Origin of the sequence: Paraburkholderia sp. Clong3, assembly GCF_050436485.1 — a bacterium.
GTDB classification, from domain to species: Bacteria; Pseudomonadota; Gammaproteobacteria; order Burkholderiales; family Burkholderiaceae; genus Paraburkholderia; species Paraburkholderia tuberum.
The window spans coordinates 3943687-3964356 of sequence record NZ_JBNDMH010000002.1; the positions used below are offsets into that span (position 1 = coordinate 3943687).

Annotated in this window: 15 protein-coding genes and 2 pseudogenes; 6 read left to right on the top strand and 11 right to left on the bottom strand. The window is 64.1% G+C overall.

Annotation, left to right across the window (positions count from 1 at the left end):
* Positions 1-96 precede the first annotated feature (96 nt).
* From fusA to OKW30_RS22410, 4 genes are all read right to left on the bottom strand, one after another.
* The gene (fusA, locus tag OKW30_RS22395) at positions 97-2202 is read right to left on the bottom strand and encodes an elongation factor G (RefSeq protein WP_429347592.1); all 2106 of its coding nucleotides are present in this window, start codon (positions 2200-2202) and stop codon (positions 97-99) included.
* Positions 2203-2506: 304 nt separating this feature from the next.
* On the bottom strand, positions 2507-3022 hold the full coding sequence (locus OKW30_RS22400) for a DUF192 domain-containing protein (protein ID WP_176078905.1): 516 nt from the start codon (positions 3020-3022) through the stop codon (positions 2507-2509).
* Between the two features lie 144 nt (positions 3023-3166).
* Positions 3167-3352, bottom strand: coding sequence for a hypothetical protein (locus tag OKW30_RS22405; protein WP_090801582.1), 186 nt, complete (start codon positions 3350-3352; stop codon positions 3167-3169).
* Between the two features lie 495 nt (positions 3353-3847).
* Positions 3848-4417 carry a pseudouridine synthase gene (locus OKW30_RS22410; protein WP_184072657.1) on the bottom strand — a complete coding sequence of 190 codons (570 nt, stop codon included), beginning with the start codon at positions 4415-4417 and terminating at the stop codon, positions 3848-3850.
* A 261-nt stretch (positions 4418-4678) separates the two neighbouring features.
* Between OKW30_RS22410 and icd the strand changes: the two genes are divergently transcribed.
* Positions 4679-5935: an NADP-dependent isocitrate dehydrogenase gene (gene icd / locus OKW30_RS22415; RefSeq protein WP_429347593.1), complete on the top strand. Its 1257-nt coding sequence runs from the start codon at positions 4679-4681 to the stop codon at positions 5933-5935.
* 182 nt (positions 5936-6117) lie between these two features.
* On the opposite strand, the gene OKW30_RS22420 is transcribed toward icd, so the two are convergent.
* Positions 6118-6324 (bottom strand): cold-shock protein, encoded by a 207-nt coding sequence (locus tag OKW30_RS22420; protein ID WP_007180614.1) that lies wholly within the window; start codon positions 6322-6324, stop codon positions 6118-6120.
* A gap of 555 nt (positions 6325-6879) precedes the next feature.
* Between OKW30_RS22420 and clpS the strand changes: the two genes are divergently transcribed.
* Together clpS and clpA are read left to right on the top strand one after the other, a co-directional pair.
* Complete coding sequence (gene clpS / locus OKW30_RS22425) at positions 6880-7194, top strand: ATP-dependent Clp protease adapter ClpS (RefSeq protein ID WP_008919570.1); 315 nt, start codon at positions 6880-6882, stop codon at positions 7192-7194.
* Positions 7191-9488 carry an ATP-dependent Clp protease ATP-binding subunit ClpA gene (gene clpA / locus OKW30_RS22430; protein WP_090801577.1) on the top strand — a complete coding sequence of 766 codons (2298 nt, stop codon included), beginning with the start codon at positions 7191-7193 and terminating at the stop codon, positions 9486-9488. Before clpS ends, clpA begins: the two co-directional genes overlap by 4 nt.
* 142 nt (positions 9489-9630) lie before the next feature.
* Here the strand turns inward: clpA and dut are convergent, their stop codons facing one another.
* From dut to OKW30_RS22460, 6 genes are all read right to left on the bottom strand, one after another.
* Positions 9631-10077 carry a dUTP diphosphatase gene (dut, locus tag OKW30_RS22435; RefSeq protein ID WP_018421593.1) on the bottom strand — a complete coding sequence of 149 codons (447 nt, stop codon included), beginning with the start codon at positions 10075-10077 and terminating at the stop codon, positions 9631-9633.
* A gap of 66 nt (positions 10078-10143) precedes the next feature.
* The gene (locus OKW30_RS22440; RefSeq protein ID WP_429347594.1) at positions 10144-11160 is read right to left on the bottom strand and encodes an LLM class flavin-dependent oxidoreductase; all 1017 of its coding nucleotides are present in this window, start codon (positions 11158-11160) and stop codon (positions 10144-10146) included.
* An 81-nt stretch (positions 11161-11241) separates the two neighbouring features.
* Positions 11242-12459, bottom strand: a complete 1218-nt coding sequence (coaBC, locus tag OKW30_RS22445) for a bifunctional phosphopantothenoylcysteine decarboxylase/phosphopantothenate--cysteine ligase CoaBC (protein WP_429347595.1) — start codon at positions 12457-12459, stop codon at positions 11242-11244.
* A gap of 124 nt (positions 12460-12583) precedes the next feature.
* Positions 12584-13090 carry a signal peptidase II gene (gene lspA / locus OKW30_RS22450; RefSeq protein WP_429347596.1) on the bottom strand — a complete coding sequence of 169 codons (507 nt, stop codon included), beginning with the start codon at positions 13088-13090 and terminating at the stop codon, positions 12584-12586.
* The gene (ileS, locus tag OKW30_RS22455) at positions 13090-15927 is read right to left on the bottom strand and encodes an isoleucine--tRNA ligase (RefSeq protein WP_429347597.1); all 2838 of its coding nucleotides are present in this window, start codon (positions 15925-15927) and stop codon (positions 13090-13092) included. The genes lspA and ileS overlap by 1 nt, the downstream gene beginning before the upstream one ends.
* A gap of 168 nt (positions 15928-16095) precedes the next feature.
* Positions 16096-17091 carry a bifunctional riboflavin kinase/FAD synthetase gene (locus OKW30_RS22460; RefSeq protein ID WP_184051586.1) on the bottom strand — a complete coding sequence of 332 codons (996 nt, stop codon included), beginning with the start codon at positions 17089-17091 and terminating at the stop codon, positions 16096-16098.
* Between the two features lie 138 nt (positions 17092-17229).
* On the opposite strand from OKW30_RS22460, the pseudogene purN reads away from it, so the two are divergent.
* From purN to OKW30_RS22475, 3 genes and pseudogenes are all read left to right on the top strand, one after another.
* A pseudogene (gene purN / locus OKW30_RS22465) lies at positions 17230-17885 on the top strand (phosphoribosylglycinamide formyltransferase).
* Positions 17882-19141: an RsmB/NOP family class I SAM-dependent RNA methyltransferase gene (locus OKW30_RS22470; RefSeq protein WP_184023137.1), complete on the top strand. Its 1260-nt coding sequence runs from the start codon at positions 17882-17884 to the stop codon at positions 19139-19141. Before purN ends, OKW30_RS22470 begins: the two are co-directional and overlap by 4 nt.
* 90 nt (positions 19142-19231) lie before the next feature.
* Positions 19232-20593, top strand: a pseudogene (locus OKW30_RS22475) (mechanosensitive ion channel family protein).
* Positions 20594-20670 lie beyond the last annotated feature (77 nt).

Here is a 20670-nt window from a genome sequence, read left to right on the forward strand (position 1 = left end):
GGGTGCGTGGCTCGACGATGCAAACGGCGCCATAAAAAAAGCCCGCTCACAGGGAGCGGGCTTCGGCTTGTCGCGCTCAACGCCGCCGCGTCAGCGTCATTGCTTCTTCGCGTTGATCACGGCCTCGGCGACATTGCTCGGCGTCTCGGCGTAATGCTTGAACTCCATCGTGTAGGTCGCGCGGCCCTGAGTGGCCGAGCGCAGCGACGTCGAATAGCCGAACATCTCGGCGAGCGGCACCTCCGCGCGCACCAGCTTGCCGCCGCCGCCCGCGATGTCTTCCATGCCCTGCACCATGCCGCGTCGGCTCGACAGGTCGCCCATCACGTTGCCCATGAAGTCCTCGGGCGTTTCCACCTCCACGGCCATCATCGGTTCGAGCAGGATGGGCTTCGCCTTGCGCATCGCTTCCTTGAACGCTATCGAGCCGGCCATGCGGAACGCGTTTTCGTTCGAGTCGACGTCGTGGTACGAACCGAAAGTCAGCGTGACCTTCACATCGACGACCGGATAGCCCGCGAGCACGCCGGCTTTCAGCGTTTCCACGATGCCCTTGTCGACCGCGGGGATGAATTCGCGCGGAATCACGCCGCCCTTGATCGCGTCTACGAATTCGTAGCCCTTGCCCTGCTCGGACGGCTCCAGCGTAATCACCGCGTGGCCATACTGACCGCGGCCGCCCGACTGCTTGACGAACTTGCCTTCGACGTCCTCGACCTTGTTGCGCACGGTTTCGCGATACGCGACCTGCGGCTTGCCGACGGTCGCTTCCACGCCGAACTCGCGCTTCATCCGGTCGACCAGAATTTCGAGGTGCAGCTCGCCCATGCCGGAGATGATCGTCTGTCCGGATTCCTCATCGGTCTGCACGCGGAACGACGGGTCTTCCTGCGCGAGACGGTTCAGCGCGATGCCCATCTTTTCCTGGTCGGCCTTGGTCTTCGGTTCGACGGCCTGCGAGATCACCGGGTCCGGGAAGATCATCTTTTCAAGGATGATCACATGATCAGGATCGCAGAGCGTGTCGCCGGTGGTCGCTTCCTTCAGGCCGACGGCCGCGGCGATGTCGCCCGCGTAGACCTCCTTGATTTCCTTGCGCTCGTTCGCGTGCATCTGCAGGATCCGGCCGAGGCGTTCCTTCTTTTCCTTGACCGCGTTGTAGACCGTGTCGCCCGAGTTGACGACGCCCGAGTACACGCGGAAGAAGATCAACTGACCGACGAACGGGTCGGTCATGATCTTGAAGGCGAGCGCCGAGAACGGATCGTCGTCGTTGGGATGACGCTCGATTTCCTTGTCGTGCTCGTCGTGACCGGTAATCGCGGGCACGTCGACCGGCGACGGCAGATAGTCGATCACCGCGTCGAGCATCGCCTGCACGCCCTTGTTCTTGAACGCGCTGCCGCACAACATCGGCACGATCTCGTTGGCGATCGTGCGCGCGCGGATGCCGTGCTTGATTTCGGCTTCGCTCAGCGGTTCGCCGCCGAGGTACTTCTCGAGCAGTTCCTCGTTCGCCTCGGCCGCGGCCTCGACCATCTTGTCGTGCCATTCCTTCGCGGTGGCCGCGAGTTCAGCCGGGATGTCGCGGTACTCGAACTTGATGCCCTGGCTGTCGTCGTCCCAGTAGATCGCCTTCATCTTGACGAGGTCGACCACGCCCTGGAAGTGCTCTTCCGCGCCGACCGGAATCTGGATCGGCACGGCGACCCCCTTCAGACGATCGCCGATCTGCCGCTGCACGCGGAAGAAGTCCGCGCCGACGCGGTCCATCTTGTTGACGAACGCGATGCGCGGCACCTTGTACTTGTTCGCCTGGCGCCACACGGTTTCCGATTGCGGCTGCACGCCGCCGACCGAGTCGTACACCATGCAGGCGCCGTCGAGCACGCGCATCGAGCGCTCGACTTCGATCGTGAAGTCGACGTGCCCGGGGGTGTCGATGATGTTGATCCGATGCTCGGGATAGTTGCCGGCCATGCCTTTCCAGAACGCGGTCGTGGCCGCCGACGTGATCGTGATGCCGCGCTCCTGCTCCTGTTCCATCCAGTCCATCGTCGCCGCACCGTCGTGAACCTCGCCGATCTTGTGGGTCACGCCGGTGTAGAACAGGATCCGTTCGGTGGTGGTGGTTTTGCCGGCATCGATGTGAGCGCTGATGCCGATATTCCGGTAGCGCTCGATGGGAGTCTTGCGGGGCACGTGAATCTCCTTGTAATGGCGCGCCTGAAACGCATGTCGGGCGACCGCGTGGGCCGCCCGGGGAGTCTGAGTGGTGCTTTATCTGGCGTTACCTTATCGAGATTACAAGGATAGCGCGTCGATTGGTCTTTTGCATGAATCCTGCCAGCCGGCGCGAAGGCTGGTGGCGCGGGGCTGAGCGGGCGAAAAAAAGCCGGCGCCTCGGGTTGAGACGCCGGCTTTTCGCGGGACAGCGGGCGGGACGGTGCCCCCGCTCCGGGGCCATTTACGGGGCTGCACGGACACGCGGCCCGGCGGTGAGGTCTTACTGCGTGATACCCGGCACCGGCGGTAAGCCCTGGACCTGCATGCCCGGCTTGATGCCCTTCGCCGAGAACCAGCCCTTGGGCATTTCCAGCGCGAACACGCCGTTGTGCGTCGGGCAGTGGTTGTTGGTGGTCTCGGCCTGCATTTCGTCGATGTCGGTGATCGTGCCGTCGGCGCGCATGAATGCGATCGACAGCGGGATCAGCGTGTTCTTCATCCAGAAGCAGTGGCCCGCGTTCTCGTTGAACACGAACAGCATCCCTTCGTTCGGCGCTAGCTTCGTGCGATACATCAAGCCCTGTTCGCGGTCCGCGTCGTTGGCGGCGACGGCCGCGTCGATCACGAACATGCCAGCGGTCAGCTTGACGCGCGGAAACTCGCTCGGCTGCTTGGCGCCCGGCGGCATCTGCTGCGCCTGGGCGGGAGCCGTGGTGACGACGAACGACAGCGCCGCGAGCGGCAGTGCTACGGCAATGGCGAAACGCGCCATCGACGAGCGCATGGAAAATCGCACGGCAAGACTCCTTGCTGAAATTGACTCGCGCATGTTACGCGAGCGCGTCAAAAACAAAAAGGCAGATCGCCTTGCGGTGATCTGCCTTACAACGCCGTAAGAACGGCAATGAAGCTAGTTCTTTACTGCGTTTTTACAAGCAACTTACTCCGAAGCTGCCGAAGCGGCCGCTGCTGCCTTCTTGTGCGACTTCTTGTGAGCGTGCTTGGTGGTCTTCTTTGCCGACGAAGCTGCTGCCGGAGCTGCCGGAGCTGCTTCCGGTGCCGATGCTTGTGCGAATGCTGCCGTTGCGAAGAGGCCAGCGACCAGAGCGGCGATCAGTTTGTTCATTTTGTGAATCCTCAGCTTGAGTTAATTAACCAAATGACCCGGCATATGTAGAGTCATGTCGTTAAACGTGCCATCCACCTTTCGGTTGACAGCCGCATCGAACAAATTTTTCGACGCGTCTGCTAGCGTTCGGACTTTCGTACTCGCCGCGAAAACGGCGTATGCAAATGTCTTTAAGGCTGAATGCCGGATAGCTTCGGCGGCATCTGCGTCGGATAACGCGTGGAGTTGTACGGCGGTTGACGCGAATTGCGCGGATATTTTGATCGTGATGACACGCGATCAAACCGCGTGGCGCAGGCTCGCGGCGAGCCCACTTGTTTCACGCATTTCGGGCCTGCGTTTCACGCATTATTTTGCGTGCTGCTACAACGAGTTAGCTTGATTGTCACAGCCGTGAAACGGGTTTGGAGTGAGCACGTGCAGGCTGATTCGTGCGTGCGTGAGTTCGGCACGCGGTGTTGCGGCGATGAACGAACAATCGTCAAACCATGTTCAGGCGACGCCATCCCATGGCGCGTTCGTTCGCAACTCCGTGCTCTGTCCAGGTTGCAGTCCGAGTGAAAAAATGTCAAGCGCACCGATGCCGACGCGCACGAGACGCAGCGTCGGAAAACCCACCGCCGCCGTCATGCGACGCACCTGACGGTTCTTGCCTTCGGTGATCGACAGCTCGATCCATGTGGTCGGGATCGCGGCGCGATAGCGGATCGGCGGCGTGCGCGCCCACAGCGAGCTGGACGGTTCAACATAGCTCGCCTGACATGGGCGTGTCACGTAGTCGCCGAGATCGACGCCGCGCGCGAGCTTTTTCAACGCGGCGTCGTCGAGCGCGCCTTCGACTTGCGCCCAATAGCGTTTGACGAGCTTGTGACGCGGCTCGGCGATGCGCGCCTGCAGCGCGCCGTCGTCGGTGAGCAGCAGCAGGCCTTCGCTATCGGAGTCGAGCCGGCCGGCCGGATAGACGCCGGGTAGCCTGACCCAGTCGGCAAGCGACGTCCGCGTCTCGTGTGGCGAAAATTGACAGATGGTGCCGAACGGCTTGTTGAGGGCGAGAAGGCGCATAGGAGAGCGATACGGCAGAGCGATACGGCGCGATGATAATGCATAAACCGGGACGCAGATTCTTCTATCTTATAGAGGAGCGTGGCGCGTTCGAGAGGCCGTCTATGTTGGAAAACCCGGAGCGAGGGGCGGCCGCGTCGCGCGTGGGACGTGGGCTAGAATAGCGGCCAGGCCGCTCGCGGCGGTTCGGCATTGCGCGGCGAGGGCGTCTCTTTCGCAGTCTCCCATCAGCTTTTGCACAGCTTTCACTGGAGTCCGATCATGCCGTATCAGCACATCAAGATTCCGACAGGTGGCGATAAGATCACCGTCAACGCCGACTTCTCGCTCAACGTTTCCGACGAGCCGATCATCCCGTACATCGAAGGCGACGGCACCGGTCTGGACATCACGCCGGTCATGCTCAAGGTCGTGGATGCGGCGGTCGAAAAGGCGTACGGCGGCAAGAAGAAAATCCACTGGATGGAAATCTACGCGGGCGAGAAGGCGACCCGGGTGTACGGCCCGGACGTATGGCTGCCGGACGAAACGCTGCAGGCGGTCAAGGAATACATCGTGTCGATCAAGGGGCCGCTCACCACGCCAGTCGGGGGCGGCATCCGCTCGCTGAACGTCGCGTTGCGCCAGGAACTGGACCTCTATGTGTGCCTGCGCCCGGTGCGATATTTGAAGGGCGTGCCCTCGCCGGTGCGCGAGCCCGAGAAGACCAACATGGTGATCTTCCGCGAGAACTCGGAAGACATCTACGCGGGCATCGAATGGCCGGCTGAATCCGAACAGGCGAAGAAGATCATCAAGTTCTTGCGCGAAGAAATGGGCGTGAAGAAGATCCGCTTTCCGGATTCGTCGGGTATCGGCATCAAGCCGGTGTCGCGCGAAGGTACCGAGCGTCTGGTGCGCAAGGCGATCCAGTACGCGATCGACAATGAACGCCGCTCGGTCACGCTGGTGCACAAGGGCAACATCATGAAGTACACCGAAGGCGCGTTTCGCGACTACGGCTACGCGCTCGCGCAGAAGGAGTTCAACGCGGAACTGATCGACGGCGGCCCCTGGATGAAAGTCAGGAATCCGAAGACCGGCGGCGATCTCGTCGTGAAGGACGTGATTGCCGACGCGTTCCTGCAGCAGATCCTGCTGCGCCCGGCCGAATACGACGTGATCGCCACGCTGAACCTGAACGGCGACTACATCTCGGACGCGCTCGCCGCGCAGGTCGGCGGAATTGGAATCGCGCCGGGCGCGAACCTGTCGGATTCGGTTGCGATGTTCGAAGCGACGCACGGCACGGCGCCGAAATACGCGGGCAAGGATTACGTGAATCCCGGCTCGGAAATCCTGTCAGCGGAAATGATGCTGCGCCACCTGGGCTGGTTCGAGGCGGCGGATCTGATAATCAGCTCGATGGAAAAATCGATCCTGCAAAAGCGCGTTACTTACGATTTTGCCCGCCTGATGGAAGGCGCGACCCAGGTGTCGTGCTCGGCATTTGGGCAAGTGATGATCGAAAATATGTAATTGACGCGCCGGGATTATGCGGTTCGCATAAAAACCCCGGCGCCAGCAAACGGCCGGGGTATTTTTTTACCCGGAATTTTCGCGCGGCTTTCCGGCCGGAAAATCCGTTGCAATAGAAAGCTGCCGCAAAAAAGAAACCCGGCGCGGAGCCGGGTTTCAAAAAGGACGGGTGTCGAAACGCTTCAGGCTGGCGCCTGAATGTTCGATGCCTGTTTACCTTTCGGGCCTTGCACGACTTCGAAGGTGACCTTCTGGCCTTCCTTCAGCGTCTTGAAGCCATTCATCTGGATGGCCGAGAAGTGTGCAAACAGATCCTCGCCGCCCTCGTCGGGCGTGATGAATCCGAAACCCTTTGCGTCGTTAAACCATTTGACCGTACCAGTTGCCATTCCAACTTCCCCTGTAACTCATGTCACTACCACGAGCCCTCGAAAAGCCACGACCACGCGAGGCAGTCGTTCCCTCCTCACAAGCTCACCATCGGCATTTTTTCGAAATTATGGCTTGGTGAAAAAAGTGCCAGCTTGATTGTTGGGGCTCTTTATTCGAGTGTCAAGAAAATTTTGAGACGTCGTTGTCGCGTTGCAAACAGGCCGCTTTCCAGGGTTTTTACCGCTTCCGTATGTGCGGTGGCGCAAGCGGCGTGGCTTGAAAAGTCGCATAATCCACTCACATGCTGACTGTGCCCGCGGCGCCGACGCCCAGCGCGGCGAGCGCTCGCAGCCAGTACCGGCAGGTTGTGCGATACTCGATCCGACCGCGGTGCAGCACGCGCCGCGCATGACAGGATCGGGGCCGGCACCGCAATCGGCCCGTCGAAAACGCGCAGGCCAGGCCGAACATGACAGCGTCGTGACCGCCGGGTGGCAGCGAACGGGCTCATCGGCCGGGCGGCCGGGTTCTGACAGGATTGCGGGCCTGTCCTAGTTGTTTAGAATGGGTGTATGGCGATTATCCCGGACAAGCAGGACGGCACCGTACTGGAGCGGCAGGAGCAGAAACTCAAGCCGCCGTCCATGTACAAGGTGGTGCTGCTGAATGACGACTTCACGCCGATGGAATTTGTCGTGATGATCGTGCAGGAATATTTCAATAAGGATCGTGAAACCGCAACGCAGGTCATGTTGAAGGTGCATCGCGAGGGCAGGGGAGTTTGTGGGGTCTATACGCGGGACATCGCGTCGACCAAAGTCGAGCAAGTCGTTACCCACGCACGGCAGGCCGGGCATCCGCTGCAGTGTGTGATGGAGGAAGCATGATTGCCCAGGAACTGGAAGTCAGCCTGCATATGGCGTTCATGGAAGCGCGCCAGGCAAGGCACGAGTTCATAACGGTCGAACATCTTTTGCTCGCGCTGTTGGATAACCCGACGGCGGCAGAGGTACTGCGCGCATGCGCGGCCAATATCGAGGATCTGCGCCAGAACCTGCGCAACTTCATTCATGACAACACGCCGACCGTGCCGGGCACGGACGACGTCGACACGCAGCCCACGCTCGGTTTCCAGCGTGTGATCCAGCGCGCGATCATGCATGTGCAGTCCACCTCGAACGGCAAGAAGGAAGTGACCGGCGCGAACGTGCTGGTCGCGATCTTCGGCGAGAAGGACTCGCATGCGGTGTACTACCTGCAGCAGCAGGGCGTCACGCGTCTGGACGTAGTCAATTTCATCTCGCACGGCATCGCCAAGACGAGCAGTTCGGACGCCGCGAAGGCGAGCGATGCGAATGCCGAGTCCGACGAAGCCGCCGCGCAGAAGGAAACGCCGCTCGCCCAGTTCACGCAGAACCTGAACCAGATGGCGAAGGACGGCCGCATCGATCCGCTGATCGGACGTGAGTCGGAAGTCGAGCGTGTGGTGCAGGTGCTGTGTCGCCGCCGCAAGAACAATCCGCTGCTGGTCGGCGAGGCCGGTGTCGGCAAGACCGCGATCGCCGAAGGGCTCGCATGGCGCATCACGCGCGGCGAAGTGCCGGACATCCTGGCCGATGCCCAGGTGTATTCGCTCGACATGGGCGCGCTGCTCGCGGGCACCAAGTATCGCGGCGACTTCGAGCAGCGTCTGAAGACGGTGCTGAAGGAACTGAAGGAGCGTCCGCACGCCATTCTCTTCATCGACGAAATCCATACGCTGATCGGCGCGGGCGCCGCGTCGGGCGGCACGCTGGACGCGTCGAACCTGCTGAAACCGGCGCTCTCGTCGGGCACGCTGAAGTGCATCGGCGCAACCACCTTCACCGAATATCGCGGCATCTTCGAAAAGGACGCGGCGCTGTCGCGTCGTTTCCAGAAGATCGACGTGACCGAGCCGACCGTCGAGCAGACGGTAGCGATCCTGCGCGGGTTGAAGTCGCGCTTCGAAGAGCACCACGGCGTCAAGTATTCGTCGGGTGCGCTGTCGGCGGCGGCTGAGTTGTCGGCGCGCTTCATCACCGATCGTCATTTGCCGGACAAGGCGATCGACGTGATCGACGAAGCGGGCGCGGCGCAGCGCATTCTGCCGAAGTCGAAGCAGAAGAAGACGATCGGCAAGAACGAGATCGAGGAAATCATCTCGAAGATCGCGCGCGTGCCGGCGCAAAGCGTGTCGCAGGACGATCGCAGCAAGCTGCAGACGCTCGACCGCGATCTGAAGAGCGTCGTGTTTGGTCAAGATCCGGCTATCGACGCGCTGTCGGCCGCGATCAAGATGGCGCGCGCGGGCCTCGGCAAGCTCGACAAGCCGATCGGCGCATTCCTGTTCTCGGGTCCGACCGGCGTCGGCAAGACCGAGGTCGCAAAGCAGCTCGCGTTCACGCTCGGCATCGAGCTGATCCGCTTCGACATGTCGGAGTACATGGAGCGTCACGCGGTGAGCCGGCTGATCGGCGCGCCGCCGGGCTACGTCGGTTTCGACCAGGGTGGCCTGCTGACCGAGGCGATCACGAAGAAGCCGCATTGCGTGCTGCTGCTCGATGAAATCGAAAAGGCGCATCCGGACATCTTCAACGTGCTGCTGCAGGTGATGGACCACGGCACGCTGACGGACAACAACGGGCGTAAGGCGGACTTCCGCAACGTCATCATCATCATGACGACGAACGCGGGCGCCGAGGCGATGGGCAAGTCGGTGATCGGCTTCACGAACCGCCGCGAGGCGGGCGACGAGATGGTCGACATCAAGCGCATGTTCACGCCGGAGTTCCGCAACCGTCTGGACGCGACGATCAGCTTCCGTTCGCTCGATGAGGAAATCATCATGCGCGTGGTCGACAAATTCCTGATGCAGCTGGAAGATCAGCTGCACGAGAAGAAGGTCGATGCGCTGTTCACCGATGCGCTGCGCAAGCATCTGGCGAAGCATGGTTTCGATCCGCTGATGGGCGCGCGGCCAATGCAGCGCCTGATCCAGGACACGATCCGTCGTGCGCTCGCCGACGAGCTGCTGTTCGGCAAGCTGATGAACGGCGGCCGCGTGACGGTCGACGTCGATGCCGACGACAAGGTGCAGTTGACCTTCGACGAGCATCCGGCGCCGCGCAATCCGAATCCGGAGGCGGTGGAAGTCGAGTGATGTCAGTCAGGTCGGCGTTGCGTTGAGCTGGCCTGACACCAAAGGCAGAACGGCGCGGGTTTTATCCCGCGCCGTTTTTTATGCTCTGGTTTTTTCTCACGGCGTGCGCTGAAGGCGCCAGCCGCCGCGTCGCAGCAGTCGATCAATGCTTGCCGGTGCTACCAAACCCGCCCGCGCCGCGCACGCTTTCCTCGAAGTCATCGACGATATTGAACCCGGCCTGCACGACGGGCACGATCACCAGTTGCGCGAGGCGTTCCATCGGATTCAGCACGAATGTCGTCTCGCCGCGATTCCACGTCGAAATCATCAGTTGGCCCTGGTAATCGGAATCGATCAGGCCGACCAGATTGCCGAGCACGATCCCATGCTTATGGCCGAGACCCGAGCGCGGCAGAATCAACGCCGCATAACCGGGGTCGCCGACGTGGATCGCGAGTCCGGTCGGCACCAGCGCGGTTTCGCCGGGTTTCAGCGTCAGCGGTTCGTCGAGGCAGGCGCGCAGATCGAGGCCGGCGCTACCGGTCGTCGCGTAAGCGGGGAGCTGTTCGCGCATGCGCTGATCGAGAATCTTCAGGTCGAGTTTCATTCAGGTTCGATAGTTGGGGGTGAGATTGGTGAAGGGGCACGCGGCTGACTGGCAACGCCTTTGCGATCAAGCCGCCTGGTTCGAGCCGAGCTGAAACGCGTCGGCGAGCAGTTCGTAGGAGCGCAAGCGCGCACGATAGCTGCCGGCGACGGTCAGCACCATCAGTTCGTCGGCCTGGAACTGCTGCTGTAAATCCGTGAGCCGTTCGGTCACGCGCTCAGGCGTGCCGATGATGCTGCGCGGCTTTTCGCGGTCGATCACGAGCTGTTCGCGCTCGCCATATTCCTGCGCGATGCCTTGTTCGATCGAGGGTATCGGTTCGTTCAGACCATACGCGATCTGCACGCGACGCAGATCGACGGCTTTTTCGAGGTCCGCGGCTTCCTGCTCGGTATCCGCGCAGATCACGAAGACCGCGGCCGCCAGATACGGCCGCGACGCGTCGTTGCCAGGCTGGAAGCGCTCGCGATACGCCAGCGCGACCTGTTTGCCGAAATGCGCGTTGATGAAATGCGCGAACGAAAAGCGGATGCCGAGCTGCGCCGCGAGCAAACCGCCGAAGTCGCTCGAGCCGAGCATCCACAGCTGCGGGCGCGTATCGATCTGCGGCTGCAGCAGCACGCCCTGCGCGAGATGATCGTCGGGCAGGGCGCCGTGCATGAGGCCGAGCAACTCGGCGACCTGCTGCGGAAAATGCTCGCCGCGATTGTAAGCGCCGGCGGCGACCGCCTGCGCGGTGCGCATGTCGCCGCCCGGCGCGCGTCCGACGCCGAGATCGACGCGATTCGGAAACAGCGCCTCGAGCATCATGAACTGCTCGGCGACCTTGAACGGGCTGTAGTACGGCAGCATGATGCCGCCCGAGCCGATGCGAATGCGTTTGGTCACGCTGCCGAGGCGCGCCAGCATCACTTCAGGGCAGGGATTCGACACGCCGCGCAGGCCGTGGTGCTCGGCGCACCAGTAGCGCGTGTAGCCGAGGTCGTCGGCGAGTTGCGCGAGTTCGACGGTCGCGGCGATCGCGTCCGCCACCGAATGGCCGGCGATCACCGGTGTTTGATCGAGCACGGAGAGTAGCGTCATGGCAGTAGTGCTCCAGGTGATTCCGGTCGGCTAACCGGGCAAAGATGGCAGGGCCACACGGGCCCACTGCCGCTCGCTCGTTCAGCCAACCGGACTGATGCCGGGCGGCAGACGCTTCGCGATTTCCGCGATCAGCGCGCGCGCCAGCGTCTGCTTGTCGGCGCGTGGCAGCTTCGTCGCGCGGCCTGCTTCGAACAGAATCACTTCGTTGTCGTCGAGCCCGAACGTTTGCGGCCCCAGATTGCCGATCAGCAGCGGCACGTTCTTGCGGGCGCGCTTTTCCTCGCCGTGGACTTCGAGGTTGTCGCTTTCGGCGGCGAAGCCGACCGCGAACGGCGGCTTCGGCCGCCCGGCGACCGCGGCGAGGATGTCTGGATTCTCGACGAATGAAAAGCTCGGCAGCGCGTGCTCGGCGGTCTTCTTGATCTTCTGACCGCTGACGTGATCGACGCGCCAGTCGGCCACCGCCGCGACGCCGATGAAAATGTCCGCCTCCGCGACCGCGCGCATCACCGCGTCGTGCATCTGCTGCGCGGTCTGCACGTCCTCGCGCAAGACGCCCCACGGCGTTTCCAGCGCGACCGGACCGGCCACCAGATGCACGTCGGCGCCGGCCTGCTGCGCGGCGCGCGCGAGCGCGAAGCCCATCTTGCCGCTCGAACGATTGGTGATGCCGCGCACCGGGTCGAGCGGTTCGAAGGTCGGCCCGGCGGTCAGCAGCACGCGCCGGCCGGACAGGATTTTCGGCGCGAAGAACGACGCGACCGCCTCGTAGGTCGCGGCCGCTTCGAGCATGCGCCCATCGCCGATTTCGCCGCAGGCCTGCGGGCCCGAATCGGGGCCGAGCACCTCGACGCCGTCCGCGCGCAGTTGCGCGACGTTGCGTTGCGTGGCCGGGTTCTGCCACATCTGCCGGTTCATCGCCGGCACGACGAGCAGCGGGCAGTCGCGTGCGATGCACAGCGTCGACAGCAGATCGTCGGCCATGCCGTGCGCGAGCTTGGCGAGGAAGTCGGTCGACGCCGGCGCGATCACGATCACATCGGCTTCGCGCGATAGATCGATGTGCGCCATGTTGTTCGGCACGCGACCGTCCCACTGGCTCGTGAAGACCGGCCGCCCCGACAGCGCCTGCATCGTGACGGGGGTGATGAACTGGGTGGCCGCTTCGGTCATGACGACCTGCACGGTCGCGCCTGCCTTGGTCAGCAGACGCGTGAGTTCGGCGATCTTGTAGCAGGCGATGCCGCCCGTCATGCCGAGGACGAGGTGTTTGCCTGCGAGTTCTGCGGTTGCCAACGAAAGCCTCCGACAAAGCGTGATCGCGCGGCGGCGCGAGGGCGTTGCCCGTCGTCGCCGCGCGCTTCAAACCGGACCTGAGGCACGGCTCGCGCAGCCGCGACCGTGCCTCACGTCGGCGACGTTAGCGTGTGCCGCGTACCCGCCGCAGCTCGTCGATCACGAGCAGGATCGCGCCGATCGTGATCGCGCTGTCGGCGAGATTGAACGCCGGCCAGTGCCAGCCGCCCACGTGGAAATCGAGGAAGTCGATCACGTGGCCGTACGCGAGCCGGTCGATCACATTGCCGAGCGCGCCGCCGAGAATCAGTGCGAGCGCCGTGCAGAACATTTTCTGCCCGCTATGCCGCTTGAGCAGATAGCAGATCACGAGCGCCGCGACCACGCCGAGCGCGGTGAATGCCCAGCGCTGCCAGCCGCCCGCCATCGCGAGGAAGCTGAACGCGGCGCCGCGGTTGAACACGAGAATCAGGTTGAAGAACGGCGTGACCTCGTGCGGCACACCGTAGGCGAACACCTTGCGCACGGCGATTTTCGTCAGCTGGTCGAACAGGATGACGATCAGCGCAATGCCGAGCCAGGGTGCGAGCGAACTGCTTCCGGTGCGCGTTTTCGACACGGTTCTCGCCATTATGCCGCGCTCCTCGATTCGCCACTGCCGAACAGGTTGCTGAAGCAGCGGCCGCACAGCGACGGATGCTCGGCGTTCGCGCCGACGTCCGCGCGATAGTGCCAGCAGCGCTCGCACTTCAGGTACTTCGACGCGATCACTTCGACGCCTTCATCGGCTTCGCTGTCGACCTTGACGACGTTCGCCGCCGACGTGATCAGCACGAACTTCAGGTCGTCGCCGAGGCTCGCGAGTGCGTCGTAACGCGCCCCGCTCGCGCGGATTTCGACTTCCGCCTGCAGCGACGAGCCGATCAGGTTCGCGACCCGCGCCTCTTCGAGCGCCTTGGTCACGTCGCCGCGCACCGCGCGCAGCAGCGTCCACTTGTCGAGCAGCGCGCCCGCGTCCGGCACGGCCGGGTGCGCGTGGTACGTCTCGGTGAAGATCGTCTCGCTGTTGGGCTGGAACACCTTCCACGCTTCTTCCGCGGTGAACGACAGGAACGGCGCCATCACGCGCAGGAGGCCGTGCGCGATGTGGTAGAGCGCGGTCTGCGCCGAGCGGCGGGCGACCGAATCCGCCGCGGTCGTGTAGAGGCGGTCCTTCAGCACGTCGAGGTAGAAGCCGCCCAGGTCTTCCGAGCAGAACGTCTGCAACTTGGCGACGACCGGGTGGAACTCGTACTTCTCGTAGTGCGCGAGGATGTCGTTCTGCAGATTCGCCGACAGCGTCACCGCGTAACGGTCGATTTCGAGCCAGTCTTCGACCGGACGCGCGTGCTGCGCGAAGTCGAAGTCCGACAGGTTCGCGAGCAGGAAGCGCAGCGTATTGCGGATGCGGCGATAGCCTTCCGTCACGCGCTTCAGGATTTCCTCGGAGATCGCGAGCTCGCCCGAGTAGTCGGTCGACGCGATCCACAGGCGGATGATTTCCGCGCCGAGGCGGTTTGCGACTTCATGCGGATCGATGCCGTTGCCGAGCGACTTGCTCATCTTGCGGCCTTCGCCGTCGACGGTGAAGCCGTGCGTGAGCAGCGCGTTGTAGGGCGGGCGGCCGTCGAGCATCGACGCGGTCAACAGCGACGAATGGAACCAGCCGCGATGCTGGTCCGAGCCTTCGAGGTACAGGTCGGCCGGAAACTGCAGCTCGTCCTTGTGCGAGCCGCGCAGCACGTGCCAGTGCGTGGTGCCCGAATCGAACCACACGTCGAGCGTGTCGCGGTTCTTTTCGTACAGGTTGGCGTCCTCGCCGATCAGCTCTCGCGGATCGACCGTCTGCCATGCCTCGATGCCTTCCTCCTCGACGCGCTGCGCGACCTGTTCGAGCAACTCCAGCGTGCGCGGATGCAGCTCGCCGGTTTCCTTGTGCACGAAGAACGCCATCGGCACGCCCCACTGGCGCTGCCGCGACAGCGTCCAGTCCGGGCGGTTCGCGATCATGCTGAAGAGGCGCTGCTTGCCCCACGATGGATAGAACGCCGTGTTCTCGATGCCTTCGAGTGCGGTCTCGCGCAGCGTCTTGTCGCCGTCGTTGGGCTTCACGTCCATGCCGGCGAACCACTGCGAAGTGGCGCGGTAGATGATCGGCGTCTTGTGGCGCCAGCAGTGCATATAGCTGTGCGTGTACTTCTCGGTGCGCAGCAGCGAGCCGGCGCCTTGCAGCGCCTCGACGATCTGCGGATTGGCAGCCCAGATCGACAGGCCGCCGAACAGCGCGAGCGATTCGATGTAGCGGCCGTCGCCCATCACCGGGTTGATGATGTCCGAGTCGGCCATGCCGTGCGCCTTGCACGACACGAAGTCTTCCACGCCGTACGCCGGCGACGAGTGCACGATGCCGGTGCCGGTTTCGGTCGTCACGTAGTCGCCGAGGTAGACCGGCGCGGTGCGCTTGTAGCCCGGATGCGCGGACGCGAGCGGGTGGTTGAAGCGCAGGTTCACGAGCTTTTCGCCCGGCGTCGTCGCGATGACCGTGCCTTCGAGGCCGTACAGCGTCAGGCACGCCTCGACGCGTTCCTCGGCGAGGATCAGCAGGCCGCGCGGCGTGTCGACGAGCGCGTAGACGAGTTCCGGATGCAGGTTCAGCGCCTGGTTGGCGGGGATGGTCCACGGCGTAGTGGTCCAGATCACGATGCCGCCTTCGTTGCGCGGCAGCGCGGCGAGGCCGAACGCCTGCGCGGTCTTCTCTGGTTCGGCGAAGCTGAACAGCACATCGATGGTCGGATCGGTCTTGTCCTTGTACTCGACTTCCGCTTCGGCGAGCGCCGAGCCGCAGTCGAAACACCAGTTGACCGGCTTCAGGCCGCGGAATACGTAGCCTTTTTCCATGATTTTCGCGAGCGCGCGGATTTCGCCGGCTTCATTCGCGAAGTTCATCGTCTTGTACGGATTGTCCCAGTCGCCGAGCACGCCCAGACGGCGGAAGCCCGCCTTCTGCTTCTCGATCTGCTCGGTCGCGTAGGCGCGCGCCTTCTGCATCACTTCGGCCGCCGGCAGCGACTTGCCGAACTGCTTTTCGATCTGGATTTCGATCGGCATGCCGTGACAGTCCCAGCCCGGCACGTAGACCGCGTCGAAGCCCGCCAGATTGCGCGCCTTGACGATCATGTCCTTCAGGATTTTGTTCACCGCGTGACCGAGGTGGATGTCGCCGTTCGCATACGGCGGGCCGTCGTGCAGGATGAACTTCGTGCGGCCCCTGGAGGCGGCGCGGATCTTGTCGTACACCTTGCGTTCCTGCCAGTCCTTGACCCATTGCGGCTCGCGCTTGGGCAGGTCGCCGCGCATCGGGAACGGTGTGTCGAGCAGGTTGACCGGGTAGCGGGACTGCGGTTTCGAATCAGCTTTCTTGTTGCTCATGATGTGGGTGGCGGTGAATTCGTTTCTATGCGTAGCGGCACGCGGATTGCGCGCTGCGCGAGGAGCGTGGGACGCGCCCGGCAGGCGGCTCCGCGTGAAGCCCGGACGCCCTTCGATGCGCGCGGCGACGGTTCGTGCGGCGCGCCGCGCCGGCCCGAACCGCGGTGGTTATCTAATTCGGTCGGTGGCCGAGGTGGCGAAACCGGTGGAACGGCTGCCCGGCGTGCCGGCGCCGACCGCAGCGAACCATGCGCGCGCATTGGCGACGTCGCGCGCGATCGCGGCGGTCAGCGTTTCGAGATCGACGAACTTCTCCTCGTCGCGCAGCTTCTTCAGAAATTCGACGCGCACGAGTTTGCCATACGCGTCGCCGTGCCAATCGAGCAGGTGCACTTCGAGCAGCACACGGCCGGAATCGTCGACGGTGGGGCGCAGGCCGAGACTCGCGACGCCCGGCAGCGGTTGCTCGGCGATGCCGTGCACCTGTACGACGAAGATGCCGGCCAGTGCCGGACGCTTGTGCGCGATCGGCAGATTGAGCGTCGGAAAGCCGAGATCGCGGCCGAGCTTCATGCCATGGGTGACGTGGCCGCTGATCAGATAGTCGCGGCCGAGCGCTGCGCGCGCCGAGTCGAGGTCGCCCGCGACCAGCGCCGCGCGCACGCCCGAGCTCGAGATGCGCGCGCCCGACGGATCGGCGACCGTCGCCATCTGTTCGACTTCGAAACCGTACTGCTTGCCGGCCGTCCGCAGCGACGCGAAATCGCCGGCGCGCTTCGCGCCGTAGCGGAAGTCGTCGCCGATCATGATCCAGCGCGCGTGCAAGCCGTTGACGATGATCCGCTCGACGAACGCATCTGGCGACTGGCTCGCGAACGTGTGATTGAAGTGCTCGACGACGACCCGGTCGACCCCGTTGGTGCGCAGCGCCTCGAGCTTGTCACGCAGCATCGCGATGCGCGGCGGCGCGCCGGCCGGGTTGAAGAACTCGCGCGGGTGCGGCTCGAAGGTCATCACGCAGACGGGCAGGCCACGCGCGTTCGCGGCCGCGCGGACGTGGGCGAGCAGAGCCTGGTGGCCGCGGTGGACACCGTCGAAGTTGCCGATGGTCAGCGCGCACGGCGCGCGGCTCTCGGCATTGGGAAGGCCGCGGAAGACTCTCACGATAGCGGGTTGCAGGCGTTGCTGCGATTGCAATAGGGGCGCGGGCGGGGTGCCGCAAAACAATCGATTATAAACGCTTGGCGCAACAGACGGCTGCGCGGTCGCGGTCCGGCGATTGCCGAATGATAAAATCCGCGCATGAAAAAACTCGTCATCCTGATTTCCGGGCGGGGTAGCAACATGGAAGCCATCGTGCGCGCCTGCGCGAGCGAGGGCTGGCCGGCGCGGGTCGCCGCCGTGATTGCTAACCGTCCCGATGCCGCGGGGCTCGCGTTCGCGGCGTCGCATGGCATCGCCACGGCGGTGGTCGACCACCGCCAGTTTCCGGATCGCGACAGCTTCGACGCGGCACTCGCCGAGCAGATCGACGCCATCGCGCCGGACCTCGTCGTGCTCGCGGGCTTCATGCGCGTGCTGACCGAGCGCTTCGTCGACCACTACGCAGCGCGCATGCTGAACGTGCACCCGTCATTGCTGCCGAGCTTTCCGGGTCTGAAGACCCATCAGCAGGCGCTCGACGCCGGCGTGCGGTTCCACGGCGCGTCGGTGCATTTTGTCACGTCAAAGCTGGATCACGGGCCGATCGTCTTGCAGTCGGCGGTGCCTGTCGAGGCGGCCGATACCGCACAGACGCTCGCCGCACGCGTTTGCTCGCCACCGAGCACATCATTTATCCACGCGCGGTGCGCTGGTTCGTCGAAGGGCGTCTCGCTCTGGACGGCTCGCGCGTCACGCTTACGCCGTCGGAGCCGCAATGGCTCTTTGCCGGTCATACCGCCGGAGAGGGCGCATGAGATTGCATGGTTTCCTGATTGGACAAACTGAAACGCTGCTGGCCGAAGTGCTGCGGCTGAACGGCCCCGCCGACGCCACCACGAGCCGCTTCTTCCGCGCGCATCCGAAGCTCGGGCACGCCGAGCGCGGCGTGATCGCCGAGGCGGTGTTCGCCGTGCTGCGCCGCCGGATGGAGTTCGCGCATCTGGCCGAAAGCGGCACTGGCAGCCCCGCGCGCCGCATGGCGCTGCTGGGCCTGATGCAGACGGCCGGACGCTCGGCGCTCAAGCCGTTCGTCACCGAGGCCGAGGCGACTTGGCTCGAACACGTGGCGAAGATCGACCCGGAAAGCCTGCCGCTGCGGATTCGCCTGAACCTGCCCGACTGGATCAGCCAGGCGCTCAGCTCGCGCTTCGAGGCCGCCGAGCTCGCGCAGCTGGCCGCCGCGCTGAACTACCCGGCGCCGCTCGATCTGCGCGCGAACCCGATCAAGGCGAGCCGCGACGACGTGCTGGGTGCGCTGTCGAAGGCGGGCATCGAGGCGGGCGCGACGCCGTTCGCGCCGCTCGGGGTGCGCGTGGTCGGCAAGCCGGCGCTCACCAAGCTCGACGCGTTCCAGCAGGGCTGGCTCGAAGTGCAGGACGAGGGCAGCCAGCTGCTGTGCTCGGTGGTCGCACCTCGGCGCGGCGAGATGATCGTCGATTTCTGTGCTGGCGCGGGCGGCAAGACGCTGGCGCTCGGCGCGGCAATGCGCTCGACCGGCCGGCTCTACGCGTTCGATATCTCCGAGCGGCGTCTCGCGAAGCTGAAGCCGCGTCTCGCGCGCAGCGGCCTGTCGAACGTGAACCCGGTGCTGATCGACAGCGAACACGACGCGAAGATCAAGCGTCTGGCTGGCAAGATCGACCGCGTGCTCGTCGATGCACCGTGCAGCGGCCTCGGCACGCTGCGCCGCAACCCGGATCTGAAGTGGCGCCAGTCGCCGGAGTCGATCGCCGAGCTGGCGCCGAAGCAGGCGTCGATTCTCACGAGCGCGGCGCGTCTCGTGAAGAAGGGCGGCCGGCTCGTCTATGCTACGTGCTCGATTCTCGAAGCCGAAAACGAGGCGGTGGTGCAGCGGTTCCTCGCCGATCACCCTGATTTCGCGCTGGTGCCGGTGCGCGACGTCCTTGCCGAGCAGCGTATCGAGCTGGAGATGGGCGACTACCTGTCGCTGTGGCCGCACCGCCACGCGACCGACGGCTTTTTCGCCGCCGTGCTCGAGCGCCAGAGCTAGGCAAGCGGCTGCAGGCCGGCGCGCGGATTGGCGGATGAATCCGCGCGCGCCGGCCATTCCGGCGACATCCATGCATACGACTTTACCCACATGCTCAGCGACATCGCGCGCGACTTCGGTCAGCGCGTGATGCTGTGGCAGGTCGCGATCCTGCTTGCGACGCTGCTCGTCGCGTGGCTGCTCGCGCGGACGCTGCGCCGCCGCATCAAGCGGCCGCAATCGACGCGCTACGAGAGCCTGCGTTTCGGCATGGAAAGCCTCGACCGGGCGGCTTTTCCGCTGATCGGCGCGGCACTGGTGTGGCTCGCGCGGGCGATCGCCGGCCAGTTCATGGACACCGCGCTGCTCGATCTGGCGCTGGTGCCGCTCGCCGGCATTGGGCTGATCTACATCGCGTTCTTCTTCGGCGGGTGTTCAAGCGCGAAGGTGGCGAGCATCCGTGGCTGTTTCTCGTCGAGAAGATCGTGTCGGTGGTCGTGTGGATCGGCATGGTACTCATGCTGTTGGGCATTCAGAACGCCGTGATCGCGTGGATGGACAGCGTGAGCTTTGGCGTCGGTAATGCGCATATGACGCTGCTGTCGCTGATCACGGGGCTGTTGTGGGTCGCCGTCACGTTGATCGTCGCGATGTGGCTCGGCTCGTCGTTCGAAGATCGCCTGATGCGCACGAAGACGCTCGACGGGAATCTGAAGGTCGTGGTCGCGCGCGTCGGCCGAGCGGCCTTCGTGCTGGCGGCGATCCTGATCAGCCTGTCGATCGTCGGCATCGACATCACGGTGCTCGGCGTGTTCGGCGGCGCGCTTGGCGTCGGGCTCGGCTTCGGCATGCAGAAGATCGCGAGCAACTATGTATCGGGCTTCATCATCCTTCTCGATCGCTCGTTGCGGATCGGCGACACGATCAACGTGAGCGGCCTGCAGGGCCGCGTCACGCAGATCCGCACACGCTATACCGTGGTGCGCGAACTCGACGGCATCGAGACGCTGATTCCGAACGAAAAGCTGATCACCGACGTCGTGCAGAACCAGTCGTCGTATCTGACCCGCGGCTACGCGCGGGCGGCCGTGCAGATCGCCTACACATCCGACGTCGAGCCGGCGATGACGCTGCTCGCCCAGGCCGCCGCCGACGTGCCGCGGGTGCTGCGCGAACTGGCGCCGACGCCATTTCTGGTCGGCTTTGGCCGGGACGGCATCAATCTCGGGTTGGGTTTCTGGATCGAAGATGCGGTGAGCGGCACGTGGCGTGCTCTCAACCGTCAACTGCAATATCTGGCGTCTCTTTTCCGAGCACGGCATCACTATTGCGCTCCCGCAACGCGAGGTGCGCATCGTCGGTCAGGCAAGCGGCCCAATGCCGCACCCGGTGGCGATGACCGATCCGATTTCCGACACCACGTCCGATCCCGCGCTCAGGCCCGCCAACCGTGCCGCCAACGACGGCCGTTAAGCCCCATTTCGCGCCGCGGCAAGGCATGCGCCAGTGCCCAGGCAATCGCTATCGACTTGATTGCGCACAAAAAATCC

Excerpts from the sequence above, each read along its gene's own strand:
- OKW30_RS22405 (WP_090801582.1), bottom strand. The coding sequence starts at position 3,352 with ATGAACAAACTGATCGCCGCTCTGGTCGCTGGCCTCTTCGCAACGGCA.
- OKW30_RS22410 (WP_184072657.1), bottom strand. The coding sequence starts at position 4,417 with ATGCGCCTTCTCGCCCTCAACAAGCCGTTCGGCACCATCTGTCAATTT.
- icd (WP_429347593.1), top strand. The coding sequence starts at position 4,679 with ATGCCGTATCAGCACATCAAGATTCCGACAGGTGGCGATAAGATCACC.
- OKW30_RS22420 (WP_007180614.1), bottom strand. The coding sequence starts at position 6,324 with ATGGCAACTGGTACGGTCAAATGGTTTAACGACGCAAAGGGTTTCGGA.
- clpS (WP_008919570.1), top strand. The coding sequence starts at position 6,880 with ATGGCGATTATCCCGGACAAGCAGGACGGCACCGTACTGGAGCGGCAG.
- clpA (WP_090801577.1), top strand. The coding sequence starts at position 7,191 with ATGATTGCCCAGGAACTGGAAGTCAGCCTGCATATGGCGTTCATGGAA.
- dut (WP_018421593.1), bottom strand. The coding sequence starts at position 10,077 with ATGAAACTCGACCTGAAGATTCTCGATCAGCGCATGCGCGAACAGCTC.
- OKW30_RS22440 (WP_429347594.1), bottom strand. The coding sequence starts at position 11,160 with ATGACGCTACTCTCCGTGCTCGATCAAACACCGGTGATCGCCGGCCAT.
- lspA (WP_429347596.1), bottom strand. The coding sequence starts at position 13,090 with ATGGCGAGAACCGTGTCGAAAACGCGCACCGGAAGCAGTTCGCTCGCA.
- ileS (WP_429347597.1), bottom strand. The coding sequence starts at position 15,927 with ATGAGCAACAAGAAAGCTGATTCGAAACCGCAGTCCCGCTACCCGGTC.
- OKW30_RS22470 (WP_184023137.1), top strand. The coding sequence starts at position 17,882 with ATGAGATTGCATGGTTTCCTGATTGGACAAACTGAAACGCTGCTGGCC.